Annotated in this window: 13 protein-coding genes and 2 pseudogenes; 7 read left to right on the plus strand and 8 right to left on the minus strand. The window is 72.1% G+C overall.

Annotation, left to right across the window (positions count from 1 at the left end; all coding sequences use genetic code 11):
- The 3 genes from CCN42_RS44300 to pdhA all read right to left on the minus strand — a co-directional run.
- Positions 1-116 (minus strand): biotin/lipoyl-containing protein (locus tag CCN42_RS44300; protein ID WP_245877220.1); only part of this gene is annotated, 116 nt, incomplete at its 3' end.
- Between the two features lie 10 nt (positions 117-126).
- Positions 127-1,107 (minus strand): alpha-ketoacid dehydrogenase subunit beta, encoded by a 981-nt coding sequence (locus CCN42_RS10395; protein ID WP_086168171.1) that lies wholly within the window; start codon positions 1,105-1,107, stop codon positions 127-129.
- A 1-nt stretch (position 1,108) separates the two neighbouring features.
- Positions 1,109-2,299, minus strand: a complete 1,191-nt coding sequence (pdhA, locus tag CCN42_RS10400; protein ID WP_086734793.1) for a pyruvate dehydrogenase (acetyl-transferring) E1 component subunit alpha — start codon at positions 2,297-2,299, stop codon at positions 1,109-1,111.
- 352 nt (positions 2,300-2,651) lie between these two features.
- Between pdhA and CCN42_RS46115 the strand changes: the two are divergent.
- Both CCN42_RS46115 and CCN42_RS10410 read left to right on the plus strand, forming a co-directional pair.
- Positions 2,652-2,873, plus strand: a pseudogene (locus CCN42_RS46115) (response regulator transcription factor); the annotation flags it as partial.
- Positions 2,874-3,169: 296 nt separating this feature from the next.
- Positions 3,170-4,186, plus strand: coding sequence for a phosphotransferase (locus tag CCN42_RS10410; protein ID WP_211294669.1), 1,017 nt, complete (start codon positions 3,170-3,172; stop codon positions 4,184-4,186).
- Between the two features lie 61 nt (positions 4,187-4,247).
- On the opposite strand, the gene CCN42_RS10415 is transcribed toward CCN42_RS10410, so the two are convergent.
- Positions 4,248-5,900: a protein kinase domain-containing protein gene (locus tag CCN42_RS10415; protein ID WP_169731434.1), complete on the minus strand. Its 1,653-nt coding sequence runs from the start codon at positions 5,898-5,900 to the stop codon at positions 4,248-4,250.
- 327 nt (positions 5,901-6,227) lie between these two features.
- Here CCN42_RS10415 and CCN42_RS10420 point away from each other — a divergent pair, with 327 nt between their 5' ends.
- A complete protein-coding gene (locus CCN42_RS10420; protein ID WP_086734797.1) occupies positions 6,228-7,874 on the plus strand; it encodes a Stk1 family PASTA domain-containing Ser/Thr kinase in 1,647 nt (548 codons plus the stop codon).
- An 81-nt stretch (positions 7,875-7,955) separates the two neighbouring features.
- On the opposite strand, the gene CCN42_RS10425 is transcribed toward CCN42_RS10420, so the two are convergent.
- Positions 7,956-8,501 (minus strand): bacterial proteasome activator family protein, encoded by a 546-nt coding sequence (locus CCN42_RS10425; protein ID WP_086734809.1) that lies wholly within the window; start codon positions 8,499-8,501, stop codon positions 7,956-7,958.
- 109 nt (positions 8,502-8,610) lie between these two features.
- Between CCN42_RS10425 and CCN42_RS42075 the strand changes: the two genes are divergently transcribed.
- Entirely contained in the window at positions 8,611-9,198 is a 588-nt protein-coding gene (locus tag CCN42_RS42075; protein WP_143661890.1) for a hypothetical protein, read from the plus strand.
- Positions 9,199-9,225: 27 nt separating this feature from the next.
- Here CCN42_RS42075 and CCN42_RS10435 read toward each other — a convergent pair whose 3' ends face one another.
- Positions 9,226-10,206, minus strand: a complete 981-nt coding sequence (locus tag CCN42_RS10435) for an NAD(P)H-quinone oxidoreductase (RefSeq protein WP_086734800.1) — start codon at positions 10,204-10,206, stop codon at positions 9,226-9,228.
- 146 nt (positions 10,207-10,352) lie between these two features.
- Here CCN42_RS10435 and CCN42_RS10440 point away from each other — a divergent pair, with 146 nt between their 5' ends.
- A complete protein-coding gene (locus CCN42_RS10440) occupies positions 10,353-11,378 on the plus strand; it encodes an ATP-binding cassette domain-containing protein (RefSeq protein WP_086734802.1) in 1,026 nt (341 codons plus the stop codon).
- Complete coding sequence (locus CCN42_RS10445) at positions 11,375-12,223, plus strand: ABC transporter permease (RefSeq protein ID WP_086734804.1); 849 nt, start codon at positions 11,375-11,377, stop codon at positions 12,221-12,223. The genes CCN42_RS10440 and CCN42_RS10445 overlap by 4 nt, the downstream gene beginning before the upstream one ends.
- Before the next feature lie 52 nt (positions 12,224-12,275).
- On the opposite strand, the pseudogene CCN42_RS10450 reads toward CCN42_RS10445, so the two are convergent.
- Positions 12,276-12,965, minus strand: a pseudogene (locus tag CCN42_RS10450) (potassium channel family protein); the annotation flags it as partial.
- Between the two features lie 119 nt (positions 12,966-13,084).
- Here CCN42_RS10450 and CCN42_RS10455 point away from each other — a divergent pair.
- Entirely contained in the window at positions 13,085-14,161 is a 1,077-nt protein-coding gene (locus CCN42_RS10455; protein WP_245877219.1) for a potassium channel family protein, read from the plus strand.
- Positions 14,162-14,272: 111 nt separating this feature from the next.
- Here CCN42_RS10455 and CCN42_RS10460 read toward each other — a convergent pair.
- The coding region (locus tag CCN42_RS10460; RefSeq protein ID WP_086734806.1) for a molybdopterin molybdotransferase MoeA at positions 14,273-15,379 on the minus strand (1,107 nt) is incomplete at its 5' end.

The following is a 15,379-nucleotide window of genomic DNA, read 5'->3' on the forward strand; positions in this document are numbered from 1 at the left end:
TCGGTGACCGTGTCGCCGGGCTGGACGTACCACTTGAGGATCTCGGCCTCGGTCAGGCCCTCACCCACGTCCGGCATCTTGAACTCGCGTACGGACGCTTCCGTCATCGTCGTCACGACCCTCTCCTCAGTACGCCAGGGCACGGTCGACGGCGTCGAGCACCCGGTCCAGGCCCGGCAGGTACTCCTCCTCCAGGCGGGCCGGCGGGTACGGGGCGTGGTAGCCGCCGACCCGGAGCACCGGGGCCTCCAGGTGGTAGAAGCAGCGCTCGGTGATCCGCGCGGCGATCTCCGCGCCGGAGCCGAAGAACACCGGCGCCTCGTGGACCACGACGAGCCGGCGGGTCTTCTCCACCGACGCCTGGATGGCGTCGAAGTCGATCGGGGAGACCGAACGCAGGTCCAGGACCTCCAGGTTCCGGCCCTCCTCGGCGGCCGCCGAGGCGACCTCCAGGCAGGTCTTCACCATCGGGCCGTAGGCGGCCAGGGTGAGGTCGGTGCCCTCCCGGACCACCCGCGCCTTGTGCAGCGGGCCCGGGATGGCCTCGGGGTTGACCTCGCCCTTGTCCCAGTAGCGCCGCTTGGGCTCGAAGAAGATCACCGGGTCGTCGCTCTGGATGGCCTGCTGCATCATCCAGTACGCGTCGGAGGCGTTGGAGGGGCTGACGATCTTGAGGCCGGCCACATGGGCGAACAGGGCCTCGGGGGACTCGGAGTGGTGCTCGACCGCGCCGATGCCGCCGCCGTAGGGGATGCGCACGACGACGGGCATCTTGACCTTGCCCAGGGAGCGGGCGTGCATCTTCGCGAGCTGCGTGACGATCTGGTCGTACGCCGGGAAGACGAAGCCGTCGAACTGGATCTCCACCACCGGCCGGTACCCGCGCAGGGCGAGGCCGATCGCCGTGCCGACGATGCCGGACTCGGCGAGGGGGGTGTCGATGACGCGGCTCTCGCCGAAGTCCTTCTGCAGGCCGTCGGTCACCCGGAACACGCCGCCGAGCTTGCCGACGTCCTCGCCCATGACGAGGACCTTGGGGTCGGACTCCAGGGCACGGCGCAGCGACTCGTTGATCGCCTTGGCCAGGGCCATCTTCTCCGCTGCCATGTCAGTCCCCCTGTCCGTCCGCGAACGACGCCTGGTAGGCGGCGAACTGCGCGCGCTCCTCGTCGACGAGCGCGTGCCCGTCCGCGTACACGTTCTCGAAAATGGCGAAGTGGTCCGGGTCCGGCATGGCGCGGACCGCCTCGCGCACTCGCCTGCCCAACGTCTCGCTCTCGGTCTCCAGTTCCGCGAAGAACGCCTCGTCCGCGTGGTTCGAGGCCTCGAGGTAGCGGCGAAGGCGCAGGATCGGGTCCTTGGCCTCCCAGGCCAGGCGCTCCTCGTCGCCCCGGTAGCGGGAGGGGTCGTCGGAGGTGGTGTGGGCGCCCATGCGGTAGGTGTACGCCTCGACGAGGGTGGGGCCCTCGCCGCCGCGCGCCCGCTCCAGGGCCCACTTGGTCACGGCGAGGCAGGCCAGCACGTCGTTGCCGTCGACCCGGACGCCGGGGAAGCCGAAGCCCTGGGCGCGCTGGTAGAGCGGGACGCGGGTCTGCTTCTCGGTGGGCTCGGAGATCGCCCACTGGTTGTTCTGGCAGAAGAACACGACGGGGGCGTTGTAGACCGCGGAGAACGTGAAGGACTCGGCCACGTCGCCCTGGCTGGAGGCGCCGTCGCCGAAGTAGGCGATGACCGCGCTGTCCGCGCCGTCCTTGGCGATGCCCATCGCGTAGCCGGTGGCGTGCAGCGTCTGGGAGCCGATGACGATCGTGTACAGGTGGAAGTTGTTGCCGTTCGGGTCCCAGCCGCCGTTGTTCACGCCGCGGAACATGCCGAGCAGGTTGGTCGGGTCGACCCCGCGGCACCAGGCGACGCCGTGCTCGCGGTAGGTCGGGAAGACGTAGTCGTCGTCGCGCAGGGCCCGGCCGGAGCCGATCTGGGCGGCCTCCTGGCCGAGCAGCGAGGCCCACAGGCCCAGCTCGCCCTGGCGCTGGAGGGCGGTGGCCTCGGCGTCGAAGCGGCGGGTGAGCACCATGTCGCGGTACAGACCGCGCAGCTCCTCGGGGGTGATGGCGGCGACGTACTTGTCGTACTCGGCGTTCTTGACGCGCTTGCCTTCGGGCGTCAGCAGCTGCACGAGCTGGGGCTCGGTGCCCTGTGCGGCGCCGGCGCCCTTCTTGGCGGTCGTGCGCTTGCCGGCCGTGCTCTTCGTACTGGCGCTGCGTCGCGGTGTGCGCGCGGCAGTGCTCTCCACGGTCACGTGTGCTCCTCCGTCGGTCCGGCCCCCGGGTTCGCCGGTAGGCCTGGGGTCCCCCCTGCTCGGATAGAGCTTGGGGGAGCGGCTCACCGTTCTCGACCACCGGGCACGGGGTGGGTGCCACTCGGCCGGGAACAGGCGTGACAGGTGCCCCGGCGAGCGCCCTGCAACGATTACGTTACCCAGTGCTCCACATTTCTGTGAAACCCCTCCTGACCTGCGATTTTGCTTGGAAATCCAAGTAAATCGAAAAGCCGGGAAGGAACCCTGGTCACAGCGTTGCAGGGGGCCGGAACACCGGCACGTTATCCCGGCCACCCAGGTCACGGGAAGAGTTCCGTGTGAGACTGATCGCGTGCGCGAAGAGGGAAAAATCAGAGTATTTCTCCTCGATGATCAAAAGATCGTCCGTCGCGGCGTGCACGAACCGCTGTCCGGTGCGGACGACGTCGAGGTGGTCGGCGAGGCGGAGACGGCCGCCGACGCGCTGGTGCGGATTCCGGCCATCCGCCCCGATGTGGCGGTGCCCGGCGTACAGGGAGCCGGACGGCAGCGGGTGGAGGTGTGCCGCGCGGTGCACCGACCGGCGGATCGGCGAGCGGCTGCGTCTCGCGGAGAAGACGATCAGGAATTGCGTCTCCGGTCCGCTCGCGAAACTCGGCATGCGGCGGCGCGTCCAGGCCGCCGCACAGGTGACACGAATGGGGGCGGAGAAAAACTGACCGTGCGGTTCAAACCGGCGGGCTTTTGAGGAAATGGGCGCGGTGCGACCGGAAGTGATCACCGACGACTTCCTGTGACAACGCCCAGCTCACGGGCCCCTTCCGGTGCCCTAGCATCTGGCGCGTGCCGCGCCCCTGTGTACCACCCCTCGTGTCCCTCACGCCCCCGCTGAACGCCCTCCTCCGTCAGTACGGCGCGGGCTCGGCCCTCGCCTGCGTCCCGGTCGACCAGGGGCTGCTGAACCGCGGCTACCGGCTGTGCACGACCCGCGGCCGGTACTTCCTCAAGCACCACTTCGACCCCGACACCGCCGACCCCGCGGCCATCGAGCGCCGGCACCGCGCCACCCAGCGCCTGGCCGCCCTGGGCGTGCCCGTCGCCCCGCCGCTGGCCGGACGCGACGGGCGCACCGTCGCGGTGGTCGGCGGGCACGCGTACGCCCTGCATCCCTGGGTCGACGGCCGGCACCGCCACGGCGGCCAGCTCACCCCCGGTCAGTGCGGGCGGCTCGGGGCGCTGCTGGGCGCCGTGCACGCGAGCCTGGAGCGGGTGATGCCCCCCAAGGGGCGGACGGTCCCGGCCAAGCACCCCCACCCCGTGGAGAGCGCCGACCCGGCCGACACCTTCGGCCTCATCGACGGCCTCCTCGCACGCGTGCGCCGGCACCGGCCCGCCGACTCCTTCGACGAACTCGCCCGGCACCGGCTCCTGGAGCGGCGCGCGCTGCTGGAACGGCACGCGGACCGCCGGCCCCCGCGGGGCGGCTCGGTGGGCTGGGTGCACGGGGACTTCCACCCGTTCAACGTGCTCTACCGGGGCGACACCCCGGCCGCGATCGTCGACTGGGACCGGCTCGGCGTCCAGCCCCGCGCGGAGGAGGCGGTGCGCGCCGCCGCGATCTTCTTCGTCCAGCCCGCGGGCACCCTGGACCTGCCCAAGGTGCGGGCGTACGCGCGCGCGTACCGGCGGGCCGCCCAGGCCGCGCCGTCCGAGCTGGCGGCGGCCGTGCACCGGGTGTGGTGGGAGCGCCTCAACGACTTCTGGATGCTGCGCTGGCACTACGAGCGCGGCGACACCCGCGCGGACCCCCAGTTCCCGGCCGCCTCGGCGCTGGCCGTGTGGTGGACCCGGGAGTACGACGCGGTGTGCGGGGCGTTCGCGGACTGAACGCCCCACGCGGGGTGCCGCCCGCGCCGTGGCCGGTGCGTCCGGCGGGCGTGCCGCGGGCTCAGACGCCGCCGCCCCCGTCGGCGCCGCTGATGACACCCGCGTCGGCACCGCCGTTCTCGGTGCCACCGTTCTCGGTGCCACCGTTCTCGGCACCGCCGTTCTCCGTGCCGCCGTTCTCCGTGCCGCCGTTCTCCGTGCCGCCGTCCTCGGTGCCACCCGTGTCGGTGCCACCCGTGTCGGTGCCGCCGGTGCCGGTCGGCGGGGTGTCGGTCGGCGGGTCCGACGGGTCCTCGGACCAGGACGGCGACGGGCTCCAGGACGGGGTCGGCGTCGGGTCCCAGCCGCCCCAGCCGCCTCCGCTGCCCGAGCCGTCGCCCGTGGAGTTGTCCGGGGTCTCCTGCGTCGCGTCGTCGCTCGGCGTCTCCTCGGCCGTCTCGCGGCCGGTGCTCTTGGTGACCGTCGGGGTCGGGGTGGTGTCGGTGCCCGGGTCCTTCGTCTTCTCGCCGTTGAGGGCGAGCGCGACGCCCGCCGCGATGGCGATCACCGCGAGGACGGCGAGGATCCACAGCTTGCCGCGGCCGCTGCCCCGGTTGCCGTGGCCCTCGAAACCGCCGTCGTCCCGGCCGCCGCCGTAGTTCGGCATGACCTGCTGCGGGATCTGGGAGGTGCCGGAGGCGTCCGCGGGGTGCGGCAGCACGGCCGTACCGGCCATGCCCGCCGCGGGGGTGTGCCGGCCGTCGTGCTCCACCGGGCCGGTGTTCCAGGTGCCCGTGTGGCTGCCCTGCTCGTACAGCATCTGCAGGGCGTACTGCACCAGGCCGCGCATCTCCTCGGCGGTCTGGAAGCGGTCGTCGGGCTCCTTGGCGAGCGAGCGCATGACCAGGCCGTCCAGCTCCGGCGGGGCGCCGTCGGAGACCTCGGACGGCGGCGTCGGGATGTCCTGGACGTGCTGGTACACGACCGACAGCGGGGTCTCGCCGACGAACGGCGGGCGCAGTGCGAGCAGTTCGTAGAGCAGGCAGCCGGTCGCGTACAGGTCGGAGCGGTGGTCGACGGCCTTGCCGAGCGCCTGCTCAGGGGAGAGGTACTGCGGCGTGCCCATGACCATGCCGGTCTGCGTCATCGTCGTGGACGCGCCGTGCAGGGCGCGGGCGATGCCGAAGTCCATCACCTTCACGGCGCCGTTGTGCGTGATGATGACGTTGGCGGGCTTGATGTCGCGGTGCACGATGCCGTGCTGGTGCGAGTAGGCCAGCGCCTCCAGGACGCCGGAGACGATGATCAGCGCCTGCTCGGGGCCGGGCGCCTCGGCGTTGTGCAGCAGATCGCGGATGGTGCGGCCCTCGACCAGCTCCATCACGATGTACGGCACGGACTGGCCGCCCACGGCGTCCTCGCCGGAGTCGTACACGGCGACGATCGCGTGGTGGTTGAGGCCGGCCACGGACTGGGCCTCGCGCGTGAAGCGGGCCTTGGAGACCGGGTCCTCGGCGAGGTCGGCGCGCAGCAGCTTGACCGCCACGGTGCGTCCGAGCCGTACGTCCTCCGCCGCGAACACCTCGGCCATGCCGCCCCGGCCGAGCCGGTGGGTCAGCCGATACCGGCCGTCCCCGACCAGCCCGCCGTTACCCCACAATTCCGGCGCATCTGACATCCCGCCGCCAGTCGCCTCGGGGTCGGACGGGCCCTGAGCGCGCTGCTGCTGTGCCATCAGTCCTCGCCGTCGTTTCTGCCCGCGGTGCGCGCGGTGTTGTTACGGTCTCCGTCGGCCACGCTACAGCCTCCGCGCAAGCCTCCGGTCCGAGACGGGCGCCGCGACCGGCACGAGACGGACCGGTCATCAAACCGTGCCCCCGCGCGCTCGCGCAAATCCTGTGTACCGGCCGTACGGCCGCTGTAACGCTTCCGCGACGCTTCTTTCGCGTACGGTCACGGAACGGGCACCGAGCTTGACGTGTCAGTGCCCTGGGGCAGACTTGGCCGGGAATAGCACTTTCGATCAACGGCGCCTGAAGGCCTACAGCGGGGGATACGGATCATGAGCCAGGACGGCGCACAGGGCCGGTACGCGGGGCGTTCCCTCGCCGGCGGTCGCTATCAGCTGCGTGATCTGCTCGGTCAGGGCGGCATGGCCTCGGTCCACCTCGCGTACGACAGCGTGCTCGACCGGCAGGTCGCCATCAAGACGCTGCACACCGAGCTGGGCCGCGAGCAGGCCTTCCGCGAGCGGTTCCGCCGTGAGGCGCAGGCCGTGGCGAAGCTCACGCACACCAACATCGTCTCCGTCTTCGACACCGGCGAGGACGACGTGGACGGCATGACCACGCCGTACATCGTCATGGAGTACGTCGAGGGCCGCCCGCTGGGCTCGGTGCTGGAGGAGGACATCCGCCAGTTCGGCGCGATGCCCGCCGACAAGGCCCTCAAGGTCACCGCGGACGTGCTGGCGGCCCTGGAGATCAGCCACGAGATGGGGCTGGTCCACCGGGACATCAAGCCGGGCAACGTGATGGTGACGAAGCGGAACGTCGTCAAGGTGATGGACTTCGGCATCGCGCGTGCCATGCAGTCCGGCGTGACCTCGATGACCCAGACCGGCATGGTCGTCGGCACTCCGCAGTACCTCTCCCCCGAGCAGGCCCTCGGGCGCGGCGTGGACGCCCGCTCCGACCTGTACTCGGTCGGCATCATGCTGTTCCAGCTCGTCACCGGGCGGCTGCCGTTCGACGCGGACTCGCCGCTGGCGATCGCCTACGCGCACGTGCAGGAGGAGCCGGTCGCCCCCTCGGCGATCAACCGCGCGCTGCCGCCGGCCGTGGACGCGCTCGTCGCCCGCGCCCTGAAGAAGAACCCGAACGAGCGCTTCCCGACGGCCGTCGCCATGCGCGACGAGTGCCTGCGGGTCGCCGCCTCCTTCCAGCCCGCCCCGCCGAGCATCGTGGCGGGCACCCCGGCGCAGAGCGGCGCGGGCGTCGGCTCCGCCGTCTTCCCGCCGGTCGACCAGAGCACCCCGGCGTCCGTGAGCGGCGTCCAGACGCCGTACCAGCCGGCGCCGGCCCCGAACCCGTACGGCACGCCCACGCCGGCGCCCCAGCCGTCGTACGGCTATCCGCAGCAGGGCGGCTACCCGACGCCGTCCCCGTACGCGGCCCAGCAGACGCCGTCCACGCCGCCCCCGTACACCATCTCCCCGCAGGCCCCCGCGCCCTCCTCGGGCTCCGGCGGCGGCAGGAGCAACAAGGCGGTCATCCTGGGCTCGGCCGCCGTCGCGGTGCTGGCGGCCGGCGGTCTGGTCGCCGCGCTGACGCTGGGCGGCGGCGAGAAGGACGACCAGGGCAAGGGCGGCGGCACGACGCCGACGGCCACGGCCACGGACGCCAAGAAGCCGGGGTACCGGGGGCCGGACACCTCCCGGACGATCGACTCGACCGAGTGCAGCGAGCCCGTGGAGTCGTACAACGACCCGGACAAGATCAAGATCCCGGACTTCCAGTTCAAGAACATCAAGTCGGTCCAGGAGTGCCTCCAGGCCGCGGGCTGGCAGAAGGACATCAAGTACCAGGACGAGAACACCTACGGCGACGGCACCGTGATGAGCCAGTTCCCGGCCGCGGGCACGGACGTCGACCCCACCGAGAAGATCGTCATCCAGCTGAACGTCTCCACGGGCAACCCGCCGTCCTGACCGCACGAATGACGAAAGGCCCGGCGGACGCCGGGCCTTTCTGCGTGGTACGGCTCTGCGGTACGACTCCGCGAGTACGGCCTACAGGTACGGCCCGCCCTGACGGCCGCCCGCGCGGGGGTCGTCGGGGCCCTCGTGCACCACGCCCGGCGGCAGCGCGCGGCGCATCTGCTCCAGCTGGGCCCGCGCGGCCATCTGCTGGGCGAACAGGGTCGTCTGGATCCCGTGGAAGAGGCCTTCCAGCCAGCCCACCAACTGGGCCTGCGCGATGCGCAGCTCCGCGTCGGACGGCGTCGTCTCGTCCGTGAACGGCAGGGAGAGCCGCTCCAGCTCCTCGACGAGCTCCGGCGCCAGGCCGTCCTCCAGCTCCTTCACCGAGCTGGCGTGGATCTCCTTGAGCCGCACCCGGCTGGCCTCGTCCAGAGGCGCCGCCCGCACCTCCTCCAGCAGCTGCTTGATCATGCTGCCGATGCGCATGACCTTCGCCGGCTGCTCGACCTGGTCCGTCACCGGGGTCTCATGGGAGTCGTCGTCTCCACCGCCGCCGCCGAGCGCCATGCCGTCCTGGCCCACGACCAGGATCCGCTGGGGGTTCTCAGGCGACCTTTCGTTCCTCGGCATCTCCATGTCGGCCATTCTCTCCCACCCGGGATGTCCGCTGGATCGCCCCGGCACCACCAGCCGCCTGGCGGCATCCGGAATGCCGGGGTCTGCCGGAGATGTGACGCTGACTGACGTGAATCCATGGCTGCGGGCACTGTGCGCGGTGGGACTGGGCGGTGCGCTGGTCCTGCCGGGGGGTGATGTGTCCTTCGGGGCGGACGGGTCCGGCTCGTCGTACGCCGGCGTTCCGTCGTCCCTGTCCGTATCGACGTACGCACCCGTTTCGACGTCCGTCCCCCTGTCGACGTCCATATCCGCATCGCCGTACGCGGGCGTCCCGCCGTACCGGAGCGTCCTGTCGTCCGGGCCCGTGCCGGCGTACGGCACCGCACCGGCGTACGACGCTCGTGCACCCTTCGCCGACCCTCCCGCGCCCGCGCCGGAGCCCGCGCGCAGCCGGGCCGGGAATCCGGCGGGTGAGGGGCGGGAGCGGCCGGGGCGGAAGGAGGCGCCGCGGGTGGAGCCCACGACGGCCCGGCCGCCGACCCGGGCGCCCGTCGCGCCGCCGGAGGCCGAGCCGCCGGAGGCCGCCGTGGCGGACCGGGAGCGGACCGGCGAGCCCGTGCTGCGGATCCTGCCGCTCGGCTCCGGGATGGTGCTCATCGGGCTGGGGTTCGGGCTCGCCTTCGTCGGGCTGCGGGTACGGCGCGGGCAGATCTGATCGGCCGGGACCCTCCCGCCGGCCGGGTCACTCGGTGACCAGCAGCACCTTCCCGATGTGGCCGCTCTCCTCCACCAGCCGGTGCCCCGTCGCCGCCTCGCTCATCGGCACCTCGCGGTCCACCACCGGCCGGATGTGACCGCCGTCGAACAGCGGCCAGACGTGCTCCCGTACGGCCGCCACGATGGCCGCCTTCTCGGCCAGCGGGCGGGCCCGCAGCGAGGTCGCGGTGATCGCGGCGCGCTTGGCGAGCAGGGCGCCGATGTTCAGCTCGCCCTTGACCCCGCCCTGCATGCCGATGATCGCCAGCCGGCCGTTGACGGCGAGCGCCTTGACGTTGCGGTCGAGGTACTTGGCACCCATGTTGTCGAGGATGACGTCGGCGCCCGCGCCGCCGGTGGCCTTCTCGATCTCGGCGACGAAGTCCTGCTCCCGGTAGTTGATCAGGATGTCCGCGCCCAGCTCGGCACACTTGTCGAGCTTCTCGCGGGTGCCCGCGGTGACCGCGACCCTGGCGCCGACCGCCTTGGCGAGCTGGATCGCCATGGTGCCGATGCCGCTGGACCCGCCGTGCACCAGCAGCGTCTCGCCCGGCCGCAGATGGGCGACCATGAACACGTTGGACCAGACCGTGCAGGTCACCTCGGGCAGCGCGGCGGCCTCGTGCAGACCCACCCCCTTGGGCACGGGCAGCAGCTGTCCGGCCGGAACGGCCACCTTCTCGGCGTAACCGCCGCCCGCGAGCAGGGCGCACACCTCGTCGCCGACGGACCAGCCGCCGGCACCCGGGCCGAGGGCGGCGATCCGCCCGGAACATTCCAGGCCGGGATAGGGGGAGGCGCCGGGCGGCGGCGCGTAGTGACCCTGCCGCTGGAGGATGTCGGCGCGGTTGACGGCGCTCGCCACCACCTCGACCAGGACCTCGCCCTCGCCGGGCTCCGGATCCGGGACCTCGGTCCAGGTCAGCGCCTCGGGACCGCCGGGTTCGGGAATCGTGATCGCATGCATGGAAGGGACGCTACTCCTCGGTCCTGGGTCGGAGGGGAAGGGGACTTCGGGCGGAAGCCGGCGCGAACCCGTATGCGGGAGCGATGAGTTTGCGCGACCGTGGAGGTCTTCCCCTGCGTAATCCGAGTACGCGGAAGGACAACCCCATGAGCCAGCACACCGCCGGCCTGGCCATCGAGACCGTGGGCCTGGTGAAGACGTTCGGCGAGACCCGGGCCGTGGACGGCGTCGACCTCGCCGTCCCCACCGGCACCGTCTACGGCGTCCTCGGTCCGAACGGCGCCGGGAAGACGACCACCGTCAAGATGCTCGCCACCCTGCTGCGGCCGGACGGCGGCGAAGCCCGCGTCTTCGGGCACGACGTGGTCCGCGAGGCCGACGACGTGCGCGGCCGGGTGAGCCTGACCGGGCAGTACGCGTCGGTGGACGAGGATCTGACCGGCACGGAGAACCTGGTCCTGCTGGGCCGGCTGCTCGGGCACGACAAGAAGGCCGCCCGGGAGCGGGCCGCGCAGCTGCTGGAGGCCTTCGGGCTGACCGAGGCCGCCGGCAGGCAGATCAAGAACTACTCCGGCGGTATGCGGCGTCGGATCGACATCGCCGCGTCCATCCTGAACACGCCCGACCTGCTGTTCCTCGACGAGCCGACCACCGGCCTCGACCCGCGCAGCCGCAACCAGGTGTGGGACATCGTCCGCGCGGTCGTCGCCCAGGGCACCACGGTGCTGCTCACCACCCAGTACCTGGACGAGGCGGACCAGCTGGCGTCACGGATCGCGGTCATCGACCGGGGCAAGGTGATCGCCGAGGGCACCAAGGGCGAGCTGAAGGCGTCCGTCGGCGCCGGATCCGTCCATCTGCGGCTGCGCGACGCCGAGCAGCGGCCGGAAGCGGCGGAGGTGCTGCGCCAAACGCTCGGCGCACGGGTGCAGCTGGAGCCCGATCCGGTGGCGTTGACCGCCCGGCTCGGTACGTCGGCGAGCGACGACACCGCAGCCGGGCAGGCCGCGCGGGCGCTCGGCGAGCTGGCCCGCTCCGGGATCACCGTCGACAACTTCTCGCTGGGCCAGCCCAGCCTGGACGAGGTGTTCCTCGCCCTGACCGGACACGACACCCAGGCCTCGCAGGCCGCGACGGCCACGACGGCTTCGAAGGACGAGGTGGCGGCATGAGCACCGCGACGACCACGGAGACAAGGGAGCTCGCCCCCGTCAGCGCGGAATCGCTGGCCGCGCTGCTGGTGGCGAAGGAACGGCCGCCGCGGCCCAGCGCGTGGTCGGCCTCGCTGACCTTCGGCTGGCGGGCCGTGCTGAAGATCAAGCACGTGCCGGAGCAGCTGTTCGACGTCACCGCGTTCCCGATCATGATGGTGCTGATGTACACGTACCTGTTCGGGGGTGCGCTGGCCGGGTCGCCGAAGGAGTACATCCAGTTCCTGCTGCCGGGGATCCTGGTGATGTCGGTCGTGATGATCACCATGTACACCGGGGTCTCGGTCAACACGGACATCGAGAAGGGCGTCTTCGACCGGTTCCGGTCGCTGCCCATCTGGCGGCCGTCGACGATGGTCGGCTACCTCCTCGGTGACGCCCTGCGCTACGCCATCGCCTCCGTGGTGATGCTCACCGTCGGCATCGTCCTCGGCTACCGCCCGGACGGCGGGCCCGTCGGGGTCATCGCCGGGATCGCGCTGCTGATCGTCTTCTCGTTCGCGTTCTCGTGGATCTGGACCATGTTCGGGCTGATGCTGCGCACCGAGAAGTCGGTGATGGGCGTCAGCATGATGGTGATCTTCCCGCTGACCTTCCTGTCCAACGTCTTCGTCGACCCGCGGACCATGCCGGGCTGGCTCCAGGCGTTCGTCAACAACAGCCCGGTCACCCATCTGGCCTCCGCGGTACGGGGCCTGATGGCGGGCGACTGGCCGGCCGACGAGATCGCCTGGACGCTGGGGTGGGCGGCTCTGTTCCTGCTGGTGTTCGGGCCGATCACGATGCGGCTGTACAACCGCAAGTAGCCGAGCCGGCCCGCGGTCCGCTCGGCCCCCGGGGCGCGGGGCGCGGGGGCGCTCAGTGCCCCATGGTGGGGGGAAGGCCGTTCCGCTCCACCGCCGGTTCGGCCGCCGGGACGATGGTGATCACCCGGTCCGTCAGCTCCAGCCGTCCCACGGCCGGATCGTCGTAACCGAGCAGCCGGTGCCCGCGGAGGACGCTCACCACCAGGTCGGGCGTCTCCCGCGGGCTCAGGCCGACCTCGGCCCGGGTGACCGGCCGCTCCACGATGTCGAGGCCGCTGCCCTGCCGGATCAGGTCCTCCATCACCAGACCCGCCGCCGGGCTCAGCACGGACAGGCCCAGCAGCCGCCCGGCCGCCCCCGCGCTGGTGATCACCTCGTCCGCGCCGGACTGCTTCAGCAACGGCCCGTTCTCCTCCTCGCGCACCGCGGCCACGATCTTCGCCGTCGCGTTCAGCTGCCGGGCCGTCAGCGCCACCAGCACGGCCGTGTCGTCGCGCTGGGTGGCGATGATGATCTGGCCCGCCCGCTGGACCTCGGCGCGCCTGAGCACCTCGCTGCGGGTCGCGTCGCCGAGCACGGCCGCATAGCCCTCGGCCGTCGCCGCGTCGATCGCCTTGCTGCTGGGGTCGACCACGACGACCCGCTCCTTGCTCAGCCCGGTGGCGCAGACGGCGCGGATCGCCGACCGGCCCTTCGTGCCGAAGCCGACGACTACGGTGTGGTCCCGCAAGACATGCCTCCAGGCGTGTGCGTTGTGACGTACGGGTGCGCGTCAGGAACCATGGTGCCGACTGTCCGGTTCAGCGTCACAGGGGGCACATCATGAAGGGCGACCAACGGCCGCATCTCCAGCAGAGGGGAATGTCTCTCCTGCGGTCCCTCTGGTACCGCTCACGTAAGGAGGCACGGGACGACGCGGAGGCCGGGCGCTCCATCACGATGCCGACGCAGACCGTCGCGCCGCCGCTTCAGCAGGTCATCAAACGCCTGGTCATAGCGATGGCGGTGCTGATCGTCACCGTGGTCATCGTCTACTTCGACCGCGAGGGGTACAACGACAACTCCGACGGCTCCGTCGACCTCGTCGACGCGGCGTACTACGCCACCGTCACCCTCTCCACCACCGGCTACGGCGACATCACGCCGGTCAGCGACGCCGCCCGGCTCACCAACATCTTCGTCATCACCCCGCTGCGCGTACTGTTCCTGATCATCCTGGTCGGCACCACCCTGGAAGTCCTCACCGAACGCACCCGCCAGCAGGTCCGCATCCACCGCTGGCGCTCCCGTACCCGCAACCACATCGTGCTGATCGGCTACGGCACCAAGGGCCAGCACGCCGTGCGGACCCTGGTCGGGCAGGGCATCGACAAGGACCGGATCGTGGTCGTGGACGCCCAGCACAAGGCCGTCATCGCGGCCGGTGACGACGGCCTGGTGGCGATCACCGGGGACGCCACGCTCTCCGAGACCCTGCTCAAGGCGGAGCTGCACCGCGCCTCCCAGGTGATCGTCGCCCCGCAACGGGACGAGACGGCCACGCTGATCACCCTGACCGCCCGCCAGCTGAACCGGCGCGCCACGATCGTGGTGGCCGTCCGGGAGGACGAGAACGTACCGCTGCTGAAGCAGAGCGGCGCGGACACCGTGGTCACCAGCTCCAGCTCGGCCGGCCGGCTGCTCGGCACCTTCATGGCCAGCCCGCCCGCGGCCCGGACCCTGGAGGATCTGATGACCCTCGGCAGCGGCCTGGACCTCATCGAGCGGTCCGTCGCCTCCGAGGAGGTCGGCCGCACCCCCCGCGAATGCGGCGACCTGGTGCTGGCCGTCATCCGCGACCGCAAGCGGCTGGACTACGCGGTCAGCTGGCGCACCGAGCTGCGGGCCGGGGACCGGGTGATCACGGTGAGCCGGCCGGTGACGGAGGTGGCGGAGTAGACCGGCCGGGCGGTGCGCCCTGGTCGCGGGCTGAGCGGTGCGCCCTGGTCGCGAGCACGCGGTGCGCCCTGGGGGTGGCTGGGCGGTGCGCCCTGGGGGCGGGCGCGTGTTTCACGTGGAACACGCGCCGATGCCCGCCGTCGCCCACGGCAGGTCCAGGATCTCCGCCTCCTGCCCCGGCTGGGCTCCGCCCGGCGGGACGACGGCCAGGGCATCGGCCGCCGCGACGCCCCGCAGCATGGCCGGACCGTTGTAGTGGAGCGGCACGGCACGGTCACCGCGCAGGGTGACCGGGACGAGACGGGTGTCGTGCGGGTGCCCGTGCGCACCGTCCTTCAGCGGCAGGGCGTACCGCTCCGGGGCCGGGTGCCCGGCGAGGGCGCGCAGCAGCGGCTCGGCGAGGGTGAGCAGCCCGGAGACGGCGGCGAGCGGGTTGCCTGGAAGGCCCACGAGGTGCTGGTCCTCCCGGATGCGGGCCAGCAGCATCGGGTGGCCCGGGCGCACCTTGACGCCGTCGACGAGCAACTCCGCGCCGATACGGCGCAGCGTGGGGTGGACGTGGTCGACGGGCCCTGCCGCGGTGCCTCCGGTGGTGACGACGAGGTCGGCCTCGCTGCCGGTGACGGCCCGGTGCAGTGCCTCGGCGTCGTCACCGAGCCGCCGGACCGACGTGACCTCCGCGCCCAGCGCCCGGAGCCAGGGCGGCAGCATCGGGCCGAGGGCATCCCGGATCAGACCGTCGTGCGGGAGGCCCCCGGTGAGGAGTTCGTCACCCAGGACGAGCACCTCGACGCGCGGGCGGGGGACCACCGCGAGGGTGTCGTACCCGGCCGCCGCGGCAAGGCCGAGCACGGCGGGGGTGACGAGCGTGCCCGCCGGCAGGAGCTGGTCGCCGGTGCGGCACTCCTGGGCTCGCGGACGGATGTCCTGGCCGTGGCCCACGTCCCTGGTGGGGTGGAGGCGGCCGCTGTCGTCCGTGCGGCCGTGCTCGCTGCGCAGCACCGCCGTGGTGTCCGGGGGGATCCTGGCGCCGGTCGCGATGCGCACCGCCTCGCCGTCGGCGAGCCGTGGGGGCGCTCCGTGCCCGGCGAGCACGCCCTCGGCTCGCAGCGCCCAGGGTCCGGGGCCTGCGACGGCCCAGCCGTCCATCGCGGAGGTGTCGAAGGAGGGCAGGTCGGTGAGCGCGGCCAGGGGGGCTGCGAGGACCAGACCCAGGGC

It is taken from the genome of Streptomyces glaucescens, assembly GCF_002154375.1.
Classification (GTDB): Bacteria; Actinomycetota; Actinomycetes; order Streptomycetales; family Streptomycetaceae; genus Streptomyces; species Streptomyces glaucescens.